General features: G+C 71.4%; 16 protein-coding genes and 2 tRNA genes. 10 read left to right on the top strand and 8 right to left on the bottom strand.

All coding sequences use genetic code 11. The features are described 5' to 3' along the window. Together ABD230_RS07400 and ABD230_RS07395 are read right to left on the bottom strand one after the other, a co-directional pair. Complete coding sequence (locus ABD230_RS07400) at window positions 1–2523, bottom strand: glycoside hydrolase family 65 protein (protein WP_344371140.1); 2523 nt, start codon at window positions 2521–2523, stop codon at window positions 1–3. Beyond that, window positions 2520–3308, bottom strand: a complete 789-nt coding sequence (locus ABD230_RS07395; RefSeq protein WP_344373254.1) for an HAD family hydrolase — start codon at window positions 3306–3308, stop codon at window positions 2520–2522. Before ABD230_RS07395 ends, ABD230_RS07400 begins: the two co-directional genes overlap by 4 nt. A gap of 296 nt (window positions 3309–3604) precedes the next feature. Here ABD230_RS07395 and ABD230_RS07390 point away from each other — a divergent pair. Continuing rightward, window positions 3605–3691: transfer RNA gene (locus tag ABD230_RS07390), tRNA-Leu, on the top strand. A 44-nt stretch (window positions 3692–3735) separates the two neighbouring features. Here ABD230_RS07390 and ABD230_RS07385 read toward each other — a convergent pair. Continuing rightward, the gene (locus tag ABD230_RS07385) at window positions 3736–4275 is read right to left on the bottom strand and encodes a YaeQ family protein (RefSeq protein ID WP_344371116.1); all 540 of its coding nucleotides are present in this window, start codon (window positions 4273–4275) and stop codon (window positions 3736–3738) included. Window positions 4276–4331: 56 nt separating this feature from the next. Here ABD230_RS07385 and ABD230_RS07380 point away from each other — a divergent pair, with 56 nt between their 5' ends. The 4 genes from ABD230_RS07380 (at window position 4332) to ABD230_RS07365 (ending at window position 8192) form a co-directional block, all read left to right on the top strand. Beyond that, a complete protein-coding gene (locus ABD230_RS07380) occupies window positions 4332–5009 on the top strand; it encodes a phosphatase PAP2 family protein (protein WP_344371088.1) in 678 nt (225 codons plus the stop codon). A 134-nt stretch (window positions 5010–5143) separates the two neighbouring features. After that, a complete protein-coding gene (locus ABD230_RS07375) occupies window positions 5144–6931 on the top strand; it encodes a substrate-binding and vWA domain-containing protein (protein WP_344371081.1) in 1788 nt (595 codons plus the stop codon). Between the two features lie 10 nt (window positions 6932–6941). Continuing rightward, entirely contained in the window at window positions 6942–7979 is a 1038-nt protein-coding gene (locus tag ABD230_RS07370) for a hypothetical protein (RefSeq protein WP_344371076.1), read from the top strand. A gap of 137 nt (window positions 7980–8116) precedes the next feature. After that, window positions 8117–8192, top strand: a tRNA-Gly gene (locus ABD230_RS07365). 51 nt (window positions 8193–8243) lie between these two features. On the opposite strand, the gene ABD230_RS07360 is transcribed toward ABD230_RS07365, so the two are convergent. After that, window positions 8244–9407, bottom strand: a complete 1164-nt coding sequence (locus ABD230_RS07360; RefSeq protein ID WP_344371072.1) for an integrase core domain-containing protein — start codon at window positions 9405–9407, stop codon at window positions 8244–8246. Between the two features lie 232 nt (window positions 9408–9639). On the opposite strand from ABD230_RS07360, the gene ABD230_RS07355 reads away from it, so the two are divergent. Further along, window positions 9640–10260, top strand: coding sequence for a hypothetical protein (locus tag ABD230_RS07355; RefSeq protein WP_344371055.1), 621 nt, complete (start codon window positions 9640–9642; stop codon window positions 10258–10260). Window positions 10261–10269: 9 nt separating this feature from the next. Here the strand turns inward: ABD230_RS07355 and ABD230_RS07350 are convergent, their stop codons facing one another. Further along, complete coding sequence (locus ABD230_RS07350; protein ID WP_344371053.1) at window positions 10270–10812, bottom strand: YbaK/EbsC family protein; 543 nt, start codon at window positions 10810–10812, stop codon at window positions 10270–10272. Between the two features lie 94 nt (window positions 10813–10906). Here ABD230_RS07350 and ABD230_RS07345 point away from each other — a divergent pair, with 94 nt between their 5' ends. Further along, window positions 10907–11545, top strand: coding sequence for a DnaJ family domain-containing protein (locus ABD230_RS07345; RefSeq protein ID WP_344371051.1), 639 nt, complete (start codon window positions 10907–10909; stop codon window positions 11543–11545). Window positions 11546–11692: 147 nt separating this feature from the next. Continuing rightward, a complete protein-coding gene (locus tag ABD230_RS07340; protein ID WP_344371049.1) occupies window positions 11693–11977 on the top strand; it encodes an SHOCT domain-containing protein in 285 nt (94 codons plus the stop codon). A gap of 12 nt (window positions 11978–11989) precedes the next feature. Here ABD230_RS07340 and ABD230_RS07335 read toward each other — a convergent pair whose 3' ends face one another. Further along, window positions 11990–12376 (bottom strand): DUF2255 family protein, encoded by a 387-nt coding sequence (locus ABD230_RS07335; protein ID WP_344371047.1) that lies wholly within the window; start codon window positions 12374–12376, stop codon window positions 11990–11992. A 35-nt stretch (window positions 12377–12411) separates the two neighbouring features. Then, entirely contained in the window at window positions 12412–13134 is a 723-nt protein-coding gene (locus ABD230_RS07330) for an SOS response-associated peptidase (protein WP_344371045.1), read from the bottom strand. A 254-nt stretch (window positions 13135–13388) separates the two neighbouring features. Between ABD230_RS07330 and ABD230_RS07325 the strand changes: the two genes are divergently transcribed. Further along, window positions 13389–15164: a hypothetical protein gene (locus ABD230_RS07325; protein ID WP_344371042.1), complete on the top strand. Its 1776-nt coding sequence runs from the start codon at window positions 13389–13391 to the stop codon at window positions 15162–15164. Between the two features lie 108 nt (window positions 15165–15272). Here the strand turns inward: ABD230_RS07325 and ABD230_RS07320 are convergent, their stop codons facing one another. Continuing rightward, window positions 15273–15932, bottom strand: a complete 660-nt coding sequence (locus tag ABD230_RS07320) for a DUF305 domain-containing protein (RefSeq protein WP_344371040.1) — start codon at window positions 15930–15932, stop codon at window positions 15273–15275. A gap of 254 nt (window positions 15933–16186) precedes the next feature. Between ABD230_RS07320 and ABD230_RS07315 the strand changes: the two genes are divergently transcribed. Then, window positions 16187–17467 (top strand): ABC transporter substrate-binding protein, encoded by a 1281-nt coding sequence (locus tag ABD230_RS07315; RefSeq protein WP_344371037.1) that lies wholly within the window; start codon window positions 16187–16189, stop codon window positions 17465–17467. Window positions 17468–17469 lie beyond the last annotated feature (2 nt).

The following is a 17469-nucleotide window of genomic DNA, read 5'->3' as shown; positions in this document are numbered from 1 at the left end:
TCAGTCGAACACCGCGGCGGCCTCCTCCTCCTCCGAGTCGAGCGAGAGCGTCGGGATCGAGGCGGTGAGCAGCGTGCCGTCGGCGCGGCGGGCGCCGCGGACGTTCTGCATCGTCGGGGCGCCGACGCGGCGGGCGCCGTGCCCGTCGAGCGCCACCCGGACCGGCTCGCCCATCGCCACGAGGAACTCCTGCCCCCGCACCTCGATCGGCAGCGCGGCATCCTCGTCGCCGGTCTCGAGCTCGAACCGGATCGCGTCCTCGGTCAGGTCCACGCGGACGCGGCTCCCGCGGATGGTGAGGCGGAAGCTGAGCCGGTCCCAGCCGTCGGGCAGGCGCGGATCGAAGGTGAACCGGCCGTTGTGGTCGCGGAAGCCGCCGAAACCGGACACCAGTCCCGCCCAGACGCCGCCCGTGGACGCGACGTGCACGCCGTCGGCTGCGTTGTGGTGCAGGTCGGCGAGGTCGACGAACAGCGCCGAGCGGAAGTACCGCAGCGCGAGCTCGTGGTAGCCGACCTCCGAGGCGATGATCGACTGCACGACGGCCGACAGCGTCGAGTCGCCCGTGGTCAGCGGATCGTAGTACTCGAAGTCGGCGAGCTTCTCCTCGGTCGTGAACCGGTCGCCCTGGAGGTACAGCGCGAGCACGACGTCGGCCTGCTTGAGCACCTGGAAGCGGTAGATGACCAGCGGGTGGTAGTGCAGCAGCAGGGGCAGCCGGGTGTCCGGCGTGTGCTCGAGGTCCCACAGCTCCTTCTCGAGGAACGCGGCGTCCTGCGGGTGCACGCCGAGCTTCTCGTCGAACGGGATGTGCATGTAGGCCGCGGCGCGGCGCCATCCGGCGACCTCGGCGGGCGTCACGCCGAGCCGCTCGACGAGGTTCTTGTGCGCGTGCGGGTCGAGCACCTGGAGGTTGTCGACCGCGGCGGCCGCGCCGGCGAGGTTCGCCCGGGCCATGACGTTCGTGTACAGGTTGTCGTTCACGACCGTGGTGTACTCGTCGGGACCGGTCACGCCGTGGATGTGGAACACGTCGTCGCTGTTCGTGCGCCAGAACCCGAGGTCCTCCCACATGCGGGCGGTCTCGACGAGGATGTCGATCGCCCCGCGCGCCAGGAAGTCCTCGTCGCCGGTCGCCGCGACGTACTGGCACAGCGCATACGAGACGTCGGCGTCGATGTGGTACTGCGCCGTTCCGGCCGCGTAGTACGCGCTCGACTCCAGGCCGTTGATCGTCCGCCACGGGAACAGGGCGCCGCGCTGGTTGAGCTCGAGGGCGCGCGCGCGTGCCGGCTCGAGCATCCGCTGCCGGAATCGCAGGACGTTCCGGGCGACGATCGGCGCCGTGTAGGAGAGGTACGGCATGACGTAGATCTCGGAGTCCCAGAAGTAGTGCCCGCCGTAGCCGGAGCCGGACACGCCCTTCGCCGCGACGCCGCCGCCGTCGGTGCGGGCGGTCGCCTGCACGAGCTGGTACAGGTTCCACCTCGTCGCCTGCTGCAGCTCGGGCTGCCCGGCGATCTCGACGTCGGAGCGGGCCCAGAAGTCCTCGAGCCACGCGCGCTGCTGGCCGAACAGCTCGGCGATGCCGACCTCCATGCCGCGGTCGAGCGTGCGGTCGCAGCGGTCGACGAGCTCGCGCGCGGGCACCTTGCGGGCGGTGTGGTAGCTGATCAGCTTCGTGATCCGGATCGGGACGCCCTGGCGTGCCCGGACGCGGTAGATGTGCTTGGCGAGGTCGTCGCCGATCGAGCTGCTCTCGCTGAACTCGTTGTCGGTGACGATCGAGTGCTGCGCGCCGACCGCGATCGCCATCTTCGAGTTCGTGGTCTGGTACCCGAGGATGTACCGGCCGTCCTCGGTCTTCTTCTGCACGCGGGGCTGCAGCACGCGCTCGGTGAACGTCTCGGCCTTGCGGGGGTCGAACGCGCCGACCGGCTCGGTCACGCCGGACCGGTACTCGTCGCGGCCGTCCTGGCGGTTGAGCATCTGGCTCGAGATCGTGACCGCGGCGTCGGCATCGAGCAGCTCGACCTCGTAGTCGATGACGCCGAGGTGGCGATCGGTGAAGCTCACCATCCGCCGGCTCGTGATGAGCACGCGCTTGCCGGACGGCGTGCGCCACTCGATGCGGCGGCTCAGCACGCCCAGCCGGAAGTCGAGGCGCCGCTCGTACGACATGATCTCGGCCTCGGTGATCACGAGCGGCTCGTCGTCGATGTAGAGGCGGATGACCTTGGCATCCGGCGCGTTCACGATGGTCTGGCCGACGCGGGCGAAGCCGAACGCCTCTTCGGCGTGGCGGATGGGCCACGTCTCGTGGAAGCCGTTCACGAACGTGCCGTGCATGTGGCCGTCGCGGCCCTCCTCGACGTTGCCGCGGAGGCCGAGGTATCCGTTCCCGACGGCGAAGAGGGTCTCGGTGCGGCCCATGTCGTCGACGCCGAACTCGGTCTCGACGAGGGCCCACTCGTCGACCGGGAAGACGGTGCGGTTCAGGGGATCGGTGTCGGCGAACCTCATGCGCGGTCCTCCTCGGTGGGGGTGGGGGAAGGGGTCTGGGGGTCGACGCCGTCGTTCAGGGCCGCGGAGGTCTCGCCGGCGCGCTCGAGTGCGGGGATCAGCTCGTCGAGCTCGTCGACGATGACGTCCGCGCCGAGCTCGGCCAGGGCCTCGCGACCGACGCCCCGGTCGACGCCGACGACGACGCCGAACGGCCCGCTCGCGCCGGCCTTGACGCCGGACTCGGCGTCCTCGATCACGGCGCACTCCTCCGGAGGGAGGCCGAGCAGCTCGGCGGCGCGCTCGAACATGTCCGGCGCGGGCTTGCCCGGGATGCCCTCCCTGGCCGCGACCGCGCCGTCGACGACGACCTCGAACCGCTCGGCGATGCCGGCCGCCGCGAGCACGGCGGGCGCGTTCTTCGAGCTCGAGACCACGGCCACGTCGCCGCCCGCGCGCTCGATCGCGTCGAGCAGCGCGACGCTCGCGGGGTAGGGCTGCACGCCCTCCTCGGCGAGCGTGGCGTTGAAGGCCTCGTTCTTGCGGTTGCCGAGCCCGTGCACGGTCTCCTCGGTGGGGGCGTCGGAGACCTCGCCCTCGGGCAGGCGGATGCCGCGGCTCTCCAGCAGCGAGCGCACCCCGTCGTAGCGCGGCTTGCCGTCGATGTACGCGAAGTAGTCGGCGTCCCGGTACGGCTCGGCGCCGCGCTCGTCGAGGAACGGCGCGAACAGGCGCGCCCACGCGTGCATGTGGACGATCGCGGTCGGCGTGAGCACGCCGTCGAGGTCGAACAGCCAGCCCCGGATGCCTCCGAGGTCGACCTCGCGCGGATCGACGGGCGCGTGCGCGTCGCGAGGGTGGGTCACGGGCGGTCCTTTCGGTCGGAGGTCTGTCGAGGCGCCGGTGCCGGGTGGTGCAAGGCTATGCCCGGTGCGCCCGCGGCGCGAGGCGGTTGCGCGACTCGAAGCGGATGCGGAGGCGCGCGGGTCGGGGGAGGGGAACGGGGTCCGGGGGAGCGGCCGCGGCATCCGCCCGGTGAACGGAGGCGCAGTCGAGGTATGTTAGTCTCTGTTGGCTGGTTCGCACCCGTGCGAAGCGGTATGCGCAAGTGGCGGAATAGGCAGACGCGCACGGTTCAGGTCCGTGTGCCCGTGAGGGCGTGGGGGTTCAACTCCCCCCTTGCGCACCATTCGAGAACGGCTCGATCCCCGGTGGGGTCGGGCCGTTCTCTCGTCAGCCCGCCCGCTGCTCGTGGATGGCCGTGCTGAGGCTCGACCCGTTGAGCTCGAGGTACGCGTGGCGCTCGGTGATCGACATCGTCATCGCGTTCCGGCGCTCCAGCATCGCCGCGACGTCGTCGACGAATCCGGGATCGAAGCTGACGAGCGGGATCTCCTCGGCGCGATGGATCCGCTTCCCCGCCCATGCCGCGGCGACCTTCGCGGGGTCGCGGTGCGTGTAGACGGCGGCGCGGTCGGCGAGCTTGGCGCCGCGGTGCAGCCGTTCGGCGTCCGGGGCGCCGATCTCGATCCATGCGACCATGCGTCCGGTGTCGTCGCGCACCAGCACGGCGGGCTCATCGGTGGCGGCGATCCCCTCGCTGAAGGCGATGCCCTCCTCGTACTCGAGGCAGTAGGCGAGCAGGCGCGTCACCATGAACGCCCCCGTCTCGGAGGGGTGGCGTGCCATGCGGAGCGTCAGGCTCTCGTAGCGTCCGCGGTCGACGTCCGCGAGTTGCACGTCGAACGTGTGGATCGTCGCACCGAGGGCCATGGCCCGAGCCTACGGGTCGCCTCGGCATCCACGGTCCGATCGGTAGGCTGCGGGGCATGCAGCCGATCCTGCGCTCGATCGTCCTCCCGGCGCTCGGAGCGATCGCCGTGCTCGCGGCGACGGGTCGGGCGGTGCGGGTCATCGGCGGCGACGATCCGGCCGAGGACCGAGCGGTGCGCGCGCTCCAACTCCGGTCGGGCCATGCTCCGGACCGCGGCGCCGTCGACGGGCCGCTCGAGGCGGTCGCGCCCCCGGAACCGCTCGATCGGATCACGGCTCCCCTCTCGTGGTACTCCGGGGTTCCGCAGACGATCGCGAACGGCGCCCTCTGGTGCGGCGTGACCTGGTGGCTGACGCGCGACCGGCGCTCCGCAGCCGCTCCCGCTGCGGCGCTCGCGCTCGAGACCGCGTGCTTCGTCGGCGCCGCGGCCCTCGTCGACCGGCCGCGACCCCGGCGAGTGTGGCGGCCGGAGCCGCCGCACGCGACCTCGTCGTTCCCGTCGGGGCACACGGCCGCGGCCGTCGCGCTCCACACCGCCCTCGCAGACCTGCTCGATCATCACGGGGTCCGTGGAGCGCGCGTCGCCGGGCCGGTGCTGCGCTACGCGATCCCCGGCGCCATCGCGTTCTCGCGGATCCACCGCGGCCAGCACCACATCTCCGACACGGTCGCAGGGGCCCTGCTCGGGCGCTGGAGCGCCGCGACCGTCCGGCGGGCGCTGCGCTCGTCGTAGGCCGGGCACCCAACCGTGATGCGTTCGATATTCGCGGGACCTACCCTGTTGACATGGCACCCGTTCCGCGGCGCGCGGCCGCTCGACCCTCGATCACGTCGGCGCCCCGCCGGGGGGTCCGGGGAGTTCTCGCGGTGGCCGTCCTCGCCGTCACCGCGCTGGCGCTGAGCGCCTGCACCTTCGGCCAGGACGACGTCGATCGCGGCACGGTCGACGGCGACTTCTCGGACGACGGCTGCACGAGCGTCGTCGTCGCGACCTCCTCCGAGAAGGTCAACATGCTCGACGCCCTCGCCGCGGCGTTCAAGGAGTCGCCGGAGCACGCGGGGCTCGACGAGTGCGCCACCATCCGGCCGGTGAACGTGTCGTCGGGCGACGCGACCCGGTTCCTCACCGCGGGCGGCGACTGGCCCGACGAGGACCCGCGCCGCTGGCCGACCCTCTGGTCGCCGGCCTCCACGGTGTGGACCGAGCGGGTCGCGGCCGCGGCATCCGCGTCGCTCGTCGGCGACCCCGTGTCGTTCACCCACACGCCGATCATCTTCGCGATGCCGGAGACGATGGCCAAGGCGCTCGGCTGGCCCGACGCCGAGATCGGCATCTCGGACTTCGAGCGGCTGTGCGCCGACCCGGACGGCTGGAGCAGTGCGGGCAAGCCCATCTGGGGCTCCTTCAAGATCTCGAAGACGAACCCGAACACCTCGACCACCGGGCTGTCCGCGATCCTCATGCAGTCGTACGAGGCGTCGGGCAAGACCGACGACCTCACGGCCGCGGACGTCGCGGCCGCCGAGGAGTTCTCGCGGGTGTTCGAGGAGTGCGTCATCCACTACGGCGACACGACCGGGAAGGTGCTCACGACGCTCTACGACGAGACGCAGGAGGGCGCCGGCGGATCCGGCTACGTCTCGGTCGTCGCGCTCGAGGAGACCTCGATGCTGAACTACAACCAGGGCAACCCGGACTCGCACACGGTGCAGCCCGGCGAGACGCTGACGCCGCCGAAGGAGAAGCTCGTCGCGATCTACCCCTCGGGCGGGTCGATGTGGTCGGACAACCCCGTCACGGTGCTCGGCGCCGACTGGGTCACCGAGGTCCAGCGCACGGCGGGCGAGGCCTTCGTCGACTTCCTCGCCACCGAGCCCGCCCAGCGCATCCTGCCCGAGTACGGCTTCCGGCCGCTCGACCAGTCGGTGCCGCTCGGCGACCTCTTCACGGAGCAGTACGGCGTGGATCCCGCCGGCCCGGCGATCACGCTGCCCCGCCCGGGCGTCGACGTCGTGTCGGCCGCGCTCGATCAGTGGACGCAGATCCGCAAGCCGTCGTCGGTGCTCGAGCTCATCGACGTGTCCGGCTCGATGGACGACCCGATCGGCGACGGCCGGTCGAAGCTCGACGGCGCGATCGAGGGCGCCCAGGCCACGCTCGGCCACTTCCGTGGAACCGACGAGGTCGGCATGTGGGCGTTCACCACCGGCGTGGACTCGACCGCGGGAGAGAACCTGATCGTGCTGCGCGACGTCTCGCCGCTCGGGTCCGACCGCGAGACGCTGAGCGCGTCCGTCGACGACCTGCGCTTCGCGAACCGCGAGGGAACGCCGCTCTACGACGCGATCGCCGTCGCGTACGACGAGATGGTCGCCCGTGCGGAACCCGGTCGCATCAACGCGATCGTGGTGCTCTCCGACGGACAGGACACCGACTCGTCGATCTCGATCGACTCGCTCATCGCGAAGATCGGCGGATCGTCGCGCGAGGGCGGCGACGCGGCTCCGGTGCGGATCTTCCCGATCGCCTACGGCGAGGGCGCCGACACCGGTTCCCTGAGGCGCATCGCCGAGGCGACCGGCGGACAGTGGTTCGACGCGTCGGATGCCGCGAAGATCGACCTCGTGTTCGCGTCCGTGATCAACAACTTCTAGGGGCCGGCGCATGGATGCCCTGATCTTCGCGGCGGCGGACGGATACATCGACGATGCATCCGAGGCGCTCCAGACCTCGCCCGTCTACGTGTCGGCCGAGGTCGGTGGCGCGTCGGCGCTGCGGGACGAGCTCCTGGCGCAGGTCGGGGACGACTCCATCGGCGTCGCCGTGTTCTCCGACAACGCCGCGCTCGAGGCATCCGGGACCGAGATCCTGGGCCGGCTCGCCGAGACGACGACCTACGACACCATCATCGTCGCGGTCGGCGACGACCTGGTCGCCGGGTCGAGGGTGCTCGACGCGGGCGAGGCGATGCAGATCGCGAACGAGGCCGAAGCCGGCGCCGACGACCTCGACGCCGCGCTCACCGAGACGGTGCAGGGCGTTCAGGTCGCGGCCGAGCCCGCGCCCCTGGTCGGAGACGGCGATGCCGGCGGCGGCGGAATCGGACTGGGGCTCGTGATCGGCGCGGCGGTGCTCGTCGCCGCGGGCGCGACGGTCTTCGGCGTGCTCGGTGCGCGTCGGCGCCGTGCGCGCCGCGCGCGCGACGCGCGGCTCCCCGAGCCGATCGGCCGGCACGTGGCGGCGCTGCGATCGCTCGCCCGCGAGTACGCGCAGGTCGGTGCCGGCGGCGACGCGGTCGCCGCGCGGACTGCGAACGACACCATGCGGATCGCCGAGAACGTCGAGGAGCTGTTCATCAGGCTCGACCGGGCCGGCGGCAGCCAGCGCGGGGCCGCCGCCATCGAGGTCGACGACACGCTCCGCAAGCTCACGGCCGCGCTCGACCGCGACTACCTGCTCGACATCCTCACCCACCCGCATCTCTGGGACGACCCCGAGGAGCGCGTCCGGGAGGTGCGTGACGCGGTCGTCGCGGTCTCCGACGACCTCGTGCGGAACATCAAGCAGGTCAACGCGAGGCGGGGGCTGCACTTCCAGGTGTCGCTCGACGGGCTCATCGGCGGGCGGAAGGAGCTGCAGGAGTGGGACCGGGCGTTCCAGCGTGCGTCGGGCGACGACGAGGAGCCGCACCAGGGCGGATGACCGCCGCGCGGCCCGACGGGGCTGGGCCGTGACCGTCGGGGGCGAGGACCAGGGCGCGGTCATCCGGCCGGTCGCGCGTCCGCTAGGATCGACCAGTCGGCCCGATGGCCGGCACCGGAGCGGCGGAGCCGCTCCACGCGGATGTAGCGCAGTTGGTAGCGCGTCACCTTGCCAAGGTGAAGGTCGCGGGTTCGAACCCCGTCATCCGCTCCATCTGTGATGTCTCAGGACATTGTGAACGGCTGAACCCGCGGAAACGCGGGTTCAGCCGTTTTTCGTTGCTGGCTGGTAGGTGCGTTCTGGGTCGATTCGGTGTTCGCTGAGCACGGTTCCGTCGGGGTCGATGACGGTGGCTTCGGTGTTGTGGATGAGCACGATGATGTCGGTGCCGGCGTGGGGTCTTCCGACGCCCAGGTGCAGCATCCGGTTGGCGTAGCGCAGTGAGACCTTTCCGCCGGGGTCGACGCGGTCGTAGCGGACCCGCCACAGGTTCGGGTCGTCCGGAGCGGTCGGGAATGCCTTCGGAATGAGCTCGTACGCGAACGCGGGGGTGCGCCGGCTGATGGCCCGGTGCGGGCGGCGGGTGTTGTAGTAGTCGCGGAAGCCGTCCAGCACGGCCTGCAGCTCCTCGACCGTCGCTGCGGGGTGCGCGTGCAGGTGTTTCTTCAGGGTCTGCCAGAGTCGTTCGATCTTGCCCTGCGTGGTGGGCTTGTAGGGCAGCCCGTTCTTCTGCGCGATGCCGTACAGGGCCAGCAGGGTTTCGAACGCGTTCGGGTTGCCGGTGCCGGTGGCGGTGCCGGCGTACCGGGTGGTGTAGACCATGCCGTTGTCGGTCAGCGTCGATGCGGGATACCCGTGCTCGTCCGCGGCGGCGGTGAACGTGTCGGTGACGGTGCGACCGGACACCCGGCGATGCGCCGTCAGGTGCAGCAGGTAGCGGGAGTGGTCGTCGAGCCAGCCGATGATCTCCACCCCGACCCCGGTGGTGAGGGTCCAGTGGGTGAAGTCGGACTGCCACATCTGGTTGGGCCGGTCCGCGGCGAACCGCAGGTACGAACTCCTCGGGCGCTTCTGCGGTTGCGGCGTGATCCGATCGGCGCGTTTGAGGATCCGCCACACCGTGGCCTTGCCGATCGTGTGACCCTCGCCGGCCAGGTGGGTGTGGATGGTGTCGCATCCGGCGTCCAAGCCGTCCGCGGTGAGCTGGTCGCGCAACGCCAGGACTCGCTCCTGGATCGCCGCGGACGTGCGCGTCGGGCTCGAATGGGGTCGTGAGGATCGTCGCTGGAACGCGGCATCGCCTTCCTCGAGCCACCGGTGATGCAGCCGGTGCACCAATGTCTTGGACACCCCGTACCGGCGAGCGACCTCACCGTACGAGAGTCCCTGCACGGTCACGGCCTTGATCAGCACCTCGGGCTTGCTCACCCTCCGACCGTGCCGAAGAGGCGTTCACAATGTCTTGAGACATCAGCGCCAGGCCCGCCCAGCCGTTCACAATGTCTCGAGACATCCGTTCACAAGGTCCTGAAACCAGACCCCGTCATCCGCTCCATCCACTCAATCTCCGTCCGCCGCGGCCCGGGCTCGACGTGCCCCGGCGGCGACCGTCTAGTCTGGGCTGACTGACCGCATGCTCGGCGATCGGACGGGGCGACGGATGGGACGACGGAACGGCCGGATGATCGGCGCAGCGCTGGTCGCGCTCGCCGCGCTCGGGCTCGTCGCCTGCACGGAGGTGCCGGTCACGCCCCGGACCACCGACCCCGCCACGTCGGCCGAGGACCTGGCGGATGCCGCGGGGTACTGCGAGCAGCAGGGCGGCGAGGTGCAGCAGCGCCGTCCGGCCGCGCAGACCAACCTCGACGAGGGCGACTGGGTGCCGCTCGGCGACCCGATCGCGGTCTGCCGGTTCCAGACCCTCGGCGACGACGCCGACTCGCGCATCTACGTGGACCTCGTCACCATCACCTCAGACGAGCCCACGCTCGCCGCGCTGGCCTACCTGTCGCGCACCGAGATCCCGAAGGACCCGCCGGGCGATCCGGCATCCGCCCAATGCGCGGCGCTCGGCGGCACCGGCACGTTCGGCACGAAGGGCCAGGGTGGCCTGACCCTCGCCGACGACCCCGACGACCCCGTCGTCGTGCCGTGCACCTTCGCGGACGGGTCGTTCATCGACCAGTGGGGCATCGCGTACCACTCCGGCGGCACGGTCCGCGGGAAGGACCTCGCCGCGGTGTTCCAGTTCGACCAGTCGACGCTGCCCGAGGTGTTCTGACCGCCGCGGTCAGCTCGCCTGCGCGAGCGGCAGCACCTCGGCGTTCGGCAGGGCGGCGAGGCGCGCGCCGGTGACCAGCAGCTTCGACCCGCGGATGCCGCTGCCCACGATGAGGCGCGGGTGCGCCGCGACGGACTCGTCGACGAGGATCGGCCAGTCCGACGGCAGGCCGACCGGCGTGATGCCGCCGTACTCCATGGCGGTGAGGGAGACCGCGTCGTCCATCGACGCGAACGACAGCTTGCGGGCGCCGAGGTGGCGCCGGACGGCGCCGTTGACGTCGGCGCGGTCGGACCCGCGGACGAGGCACGCGGCGTACCAGGTCCGTTCCCCGCGCCGCGCCTGGACGATCACGCAGTTCGCGCCGTCGGCCATCGAGATCGCGTAGTGCTCGCAGAAGGCCGCCGTGTCGGCGAGTCCCGGATCGATCGCGGCGACGAGCACGTCGGCGGCCTCGCCCCCCGGCATCGCGGCGACGGCGTCCGCGGTCGGGGCGGCGAGCAGGTCGGGGGCGTCGAGGGCGGGCCCGAAGTCGAGCGTTCCGAAGCGCATGGGGCTCAGGCTACGACGGATGCCGCGACTGCGGCGCCGCGGCCGCGGAACTAGCATCGACCGCATCGATCGATCCGGACGGGAGGTCGGGCACGTGGTCGACGACGCTCGGCGTGACGCCTGGCGCTACCGCATCGAGCAGGCGGAGCGCGCGGAGGCCCGTGCCCGCGGCGAGGACCCCGACGCCGACGCGACGGAGTCCGCCACGACCCGCGTCGGCGGCCGCGAGGAGGGTGACGCGTCCGAGCGATCCAGGTCGTCGGGGCCGACCGCCGTCGACCGCGCCGCGTACGTCGAGGTCGTCATCCAGCAGGCGATCCGTCGCGGCGAGTTCGACGACCTGCCGGGCGCGGGCAAACCGCTCGAGGGGCTCGGCCACCACGATCCCGACTGGTGGATCCGCCGCAAGATCGAGCAGGAGCGACTGACGGGACTGGGTCCGCCCGCCCTGACGCTGCGGGTCGAGTCGGCGGAGCTCGAGGAGCGGCTCGATCGGATGCACCGGGAGCGCGAGGTGCGCGATGCGCTCGTCGACTTCAACCGCCGGGTGGTCGAGGCGCGCCGGCAGCTGCTCGGCGGCCCGCCGGTCGTGACGCCGACCCGCGACGTCGACGGCGAGGTCGCGGCGTGGCGGGAGCGACGCGAGGCCCGTCAGCGGGTCGCGGCCGCGGAGGCCGAGCGGCGCCGCCTGGACGAGACGTCCACGCGGCGGCGCCGCCGCCGCCGGGGCTGAGCCCGTCCGGCGGGAGCGGGGCCGCGACGCGGCATCCGTCGGCCTCCGCTGCCGCGCCGGGCCGAAGGGCCCGCGGTGCCCGCGCCGCGTCGGGTTGGCTTGGAGTGGACCCGCGGTGATCGGCGGTCCACCGAGGAGATGGTGACGATGATGTGGGACTACGGGGTCGGGACGTGGTGGCTGTGGATCCCGGGGCTCCTCTTCTTCCTGCTCGTGATCGCCGGGATCGTGGTCCTCGTCGTGCTGCTGGTGCGGTCGACGGGCTCGGCCGCGTCCGGCCCGCATCACACGCAGCCTCCGCACGCCGCGGCGGGGGACCCCGCCCGGCGGATCCTCGAGGAGCGGCTCGCGCGCGGAGAGGTCACCCCGGAGAAGTTCCGCGAGCTCGTGGCGACGCTCGACGAGTCCCGGAGGCAGGGACCGGTCGCGTAGCCGCGGTCGGGCTCAGTCCGTCGCGTCGAGCCGCAGCGTCGTCGCACGCACGTCGTCGCCGAGCACGGTCGCCACGATGGCGGGGGAGTGGTCGGCGTACTTGCGCCGGAACTCGGCGTCGAGGGCGGTGTGCAGGTCGTCGTCGCCCTCGGGCATGTGCACGAACCGGACGTCCCGGATGACGCCCGCGGACTTGATCCGGCCCGCGCCGCTCGTCTTCGCGCGCCGGTACCAGCCGTTCCGCGGGCCGTAGGCGGACCGCACGTAGAGGTCGTCGCCGACCCGGGCCACCCAGACGGTCGTGAAGGGGCGGAGGGAGCCGTCGGATCGCTCGGAAGCCACGAGCAGCTGCTCCGCGTCGCCGATCAGGTCGAGTTGCTCGTCGGTCCAGGGGCTCATGCGGCGCGGTCCTTCCAGGGCGGTCGGTTCGGGGGTCAGGTGAGCGTCGGCGCCTCGCCGAGCGGCTCGATGAGGGTCGGATCGCGGGGGTCGATCCGCCGGTGGTTGTTCACCCGCGGGTCGACCTCGTACTCGGAGATCGTCGGGGCGACCCGGTCGGACTGGGCGATGAGGAAGTCGACCATGCCCGCGGCCTCGTCGGGGGAGAGCTTCGCGGGGTCGAGGTACCGGTCGATCGCATCGAGGGGGAGGTAGACCGGCATGCGGTCGTGGACCTCGCCGGAGGCGTCGCGTGCCTCACGCGTGATGATCGAGGTCGACACCTCCCACGAGCCGTCGTCGAGCTTGCGCGCCGTCGAGATGCCGGCGGCGGCGAGCAGGTCGTCAGGGCCGTGCAGGTAGTGCGCCCGCTTCTTGCCCGGTTCGCCCGTCCACTCGAAGTAGCCGCGCATCGGCACGATGCACCGCCCGGAGGCGAAGGCGCCCTTCCACAGGCCGTTCGTCGCGACGGTCTCGATGCGGCTGTTGAACTGCGGGCGCTTGGAGTCCTTCATGAACGCGGGATGGAAGTCCCACCGCGCCGGCTCGAGGCGCCGGACGAACTCGCCCGTGTCGGCTCGGGCGCGCTCGCGCACGATCGGCACGGTGTCGGTCGGCGCGAGGCTGTACGACGGCTGCCAGTCGGCGAAGTCGTTCTCGGCATCGAACACCGCCGTGAGGTCGTCGGCCTGCTGCGAGACCACGAAACGTCCGCACATGGAGGGCCCTCCGATCGGATGCGTTCGAGCCTACGTCGGGCCGCCGACACCTGCACCGGGTCGCCGGGATCCGGACCGAAACGGAGGAGACCCTGTCGCTGATGCGTATGCATCGATACGGTGAGATCAGAGATCGGCCCGTCCGAGGGCCGCGGGTCGCACGAAGGCGTGCGGCCCGCCCTGTCGGTGGGTTCGATCGCCGTCGTCCGACGTCGCACGACGGCATGCGAACACGACCGGAGGGGGTACCACCGATGAGATCCGACCACCGACCCGTCCGATGGCGCAGGCGCGCCGTCGCGGCATCCGGCGCACTGCTGCTGGGCGTCTCGCTCGTGACGGCCACCGCGGCCTCCGCCGCGGACGACCCGCGCGAGGGACTCGCGGCCGGCCTGTTCGACGCCGGGCTCGCCGAGGGCAACGTCGACCTGCTCTCGAGCACGCCGAAGGTGTCGCCGTTCGACGTCTCGTTCAACTCCGACCTGGCGTTCACCGGCGACTTCGCGATCGGCGGAAGCTACGCCGGGTTCCAGGTGTACGACGTCTCCGACCCGGCCTCGCCGTCGTTGCGCGGCACGTTCGTGTGCCCCGGCGGCCAGGGCGACGTGTCGGTGTACGGCGACCTGCTCTTCATGTCGGTCGAGCAGACGAGCGGCCGCATCGACTGCGGGACCGGGGGTGCGTCGGGCTCGGTGAACCCCGACCGGTTCCGGGGCGTGCGGATCTTCGACATCAGCGACATCGACAACCCGGTGCAGTTGCCGGGCGTCCAGCTGTGCCGCGGATCGCACACGCACACCCTGGTCACCGACCCGAACGACCCGGACAACATCTACGTCTACAACTCGGGCACCTCGAGCGTGCGCTCGCCGCTCGAGCTCGAGGGCTGCGAGAACGCGGCGCTGACGACGGAGCCGGTGACCGAGGGCAACCCGACGCAGTGGCGCATCGACGTCATCCAGGTGCCGTTGGCGGCGCCCGAGACGGCGGCGGTCGTGAGCCAGCCCCGCATCTTCACGGATGGGGAGACCGGCGCGTTCAACGGCCTGCAGAACACGCTGCCGGGTTCGGCGCAGCACCCGAGCGGCGCGACCTACTCGCCGACGCCGAACACGAACACGTGCCACGACATCACCGCCTACCCCGAGCTGGGCATCGCGGCGGGCGCGTGCCAGGGCAACGGCATCCTGCTCGACATCACCGACCCGGCCGACCCGGTGCGGACCGACGCGGTCTCCGACCCGAACTTCTCGTACTGGCACTCCGCCACGCTGAACAACGACGGCACCAAGGTCGTGTTCACCGACGAGTGGGGCGGCGGCGGCGGGGCACGATGCCGCGACATCGACCAGCCGGAGTGGGGCGCCGACGCGATCTTCGACATCGTCGACGGCAAGATGGAGTTCGCGAGCTACTACAAGCTCCCGGCAGTGCAGACCACGACCGAGAACTGCGTCGCGCACAACGGGTCGCTGGTCCCGATCCCGGGTCGCGACGTCATGGTGCAGGCCTGGTACCAGGGCGGCCTGTCGATCTGGGACTTCACCGACTCGGCGAACCCGGTCGAGATCGCCTACCTCGACCGCGGCCCGATCAACGAGGCCTTCCTCGCGCTCGGCGGCTACTGGTCGACCTACTGGTACAACGGCAACGTGTTCGGCAGCGAGATCGCGCGCGGCTTCGACAGCGTGGCGCTCACGCCGAGCATGTACCTCTCGGAGAACGAGATCGCCGCGGCCGGTGAGGTCCAGCTCGACGAGTTCAACGCGCAGATGCAGACGATGCTCGTGCACGCGCCGAGCTTCGCGCTCTCGCGGGCCTACGTCGACCAGGCCGAGCGCGACGGCAGCCTGAGCGGCAACGCGCTCAAGCAGGTCCGGAAGGCGATCGACCAGGCCGAGAGGCTCGCGGCCAGGGGAGACGACGACTCGGTCGTCGACCAGCTCGTGAACGCGGAGCGCAAGTCCGGCGCCGCGCCGGACTCGAACCTCGCGCAGAGCCTGCAGGGCCTCGCCGCGATGTACTCCTGATCCGGCCGGGGAGGCCGGGCGACCGGCCTCCCCGCACCCGGCCACGATGCCCGGCGATCCTCGGATCGCCGGGCATCCGTTGGTTCGGCCGGGGTGTCGGCGGACCGGTCAGGACGAGCGCTCGGCGAGCATGCCGAGCATCCGCGAGATCTCGATGCCCTGGTCGCCCTCGACGTGACGCGCGAAGTCCGAGATCGTCGGTTCCTCGCCGCCGCCCGCCGAGTAGAGGTCGCCGACCATCTCGAGGGCGCCCCGGTGGTGCTGGATCATGTATTCGAGGAAGAGGCGTTCGAACTCGACGCCCCGTGCGGCCTCGAGGCGCTCGAGCTGCTCGTCGGTGAGCATGCCGGGCATCAGCTCGCCGCCGTGGTCGTGGCCGCCGCGCAGCGGCTCGACGCGCTCCTGGAGCCACGACGCCATGAGCTCGATCTCGTCCTGCTGGCTGATGCTCATGCGCTCGGCGAGCAGGCGCAGGTCGCGGTCGGTCGTGCGCTCCTCGACCCATCCGGTCATCGTGATGGCCTGGTCGTGGTGGTGGATCATGTCGCGCATGAACTGCGCGTCGGCCTCCACGTAGGCCGGCGGGTCGAAGCCCTCCGCGGCCTCCTCGGGGGAGAGCGTCCGGTTGGGTTCCCCCGGCGCACCGAGTTGCACGACCGGCCCGGTCGCCTGCGGGGCGTCTTCGTCGGACACCGTGCAGGCCGCGAGTCCGAGTGCGAGCATCGCGGCCGTCGCCGCACCGAAGGTCCGGGCCACTGGGGTCCTCATGCAACTCCCTCGTCGTCGCCGGGTTCGCAGGCCCCGTCGGCGACTCGACCGGGATCCTGGCGTCGTCGTCGATGACGCGCCTCGGGCCAGCGTAACCGTCGGCGGCCGGCCGCGCTCGCCGGAGCCGCGAGACCCCGTTTCCGAATCGAGACTTGACCGATCTGCGTTCTGTATACAAAATACTGAGTGCTCGGAAGGATCCGGGCGACACATCGACGAGGAAGAGGTGGGGCGCGATGCGCCGTGCGAACTCAATGACGAGGCGTCTGCTCGCGGTCGGAGCGGTGGGCGCGATGACGGTGGGCCTCGCGGCCTGCAGTGGTGGCGGAGGCGGGTCCGACGAGGACACCGTCGTCTGGTCGACCTGGGGGACCCCTGAGGAGCTCACTCGATTCGAGGAGTTCAACCAGGAGTTCATGGAGCGCCACCCCGACATCACGGTGGAGCTGCAGCCGGTCGCCAGCTACGGCGACTACCACTCGAAGCTGCTCGCGCAGCTCACGAGCGGCACGGCGCCCGACGTCTTCTACATCGGAGACGACAAGATCGGCCAGTTCGTCGACGCGGACGTGCTCCTCCCGCTCAGCGACCGCATGGCCTCGGACGCGAGCGAGACCCACCCCGACGACTTCTTCCCCGGCCTCTTCGGCGCGGCGGAGACCGACGGCGAGATCTACGCGGCCCCGAACGACTCCAACCCCGACGTGCTCTGGTACGACCGGCAGGCCCTCGAGGCCGCCGGCATCACCGAGGACCCGGCCACGCTCGCCGAGAACGGCGAGTGGACGACCGAGAAGTACCTCGAGATGAACGACGCGCTCGCGGACGCCGGCCTCGTCGGCTCGATGTTCTGGAACTACTGGGCGACGCACTACAGCTGGATCTCGGCGCAGGGCGGTACCGCCTACGACGAGTCCGGCGCGTTCGTCGGCAACGAGGACGCCGCGACGGTGGACGCCGTCGAGACCCTCGGCGGCTACTTCCAGGACGGCACCTTCGTCGTGGCCGACACCATGCCCGAGGGGGCGGGCGCGGACAGCGTCTTCGTCACCCACAAGGCGGGCTTCTTCTCGCAGGGCCGCTACACGATCGGCACGGTCTCGAGCGCGGGCGAGCAGGAGAGCTACGACATCGTGCGCTGGCCCACGCCCGACGGGCAGGCCGCCCCGACCGGCGTCGCCACCTCGTACCTCGCCATCAACGGCAAGACGGATGCCCCCGACGCCGCATTCACGTTCTGGACCGAGTTCCTCTCGGCCGAGGGCCAGGTCTTCCGCCTCTCCGGCGGCGGCAACGCCGTGCCGTCCATCGCCGGCGCCGACGAGGTCGTGCTCGAGGACGGCTACCCCGCCCACGCGCAGACGTTCCTCGACATGCGCGACGTCGGCTTCGAGGACTACGCGCCCGAGGCGCGCGTTCCCGGCCTCTCGACGGACATCAGCGACCTGTTCCTGAAGCTCTACGAGGGCAAGTCCGACGCGCAGTCCACCCTCGACGCGGTCGCCGACCTCGTCGCGGAGAAGACGGCGGAGTGAGC

This window comes from Agromyces tropicus (assembly GCF_039531345.1).
GTDB classification, from domain to species: Bacteria; Actinomycetota; Actinomycetes; order Actinomycetales; family Microbacteriaceae; genus Agromyces; species Agromyces tropicus.
This window is presented reverse-complemented; position numbering and strand designations above follow the sequence as displayed.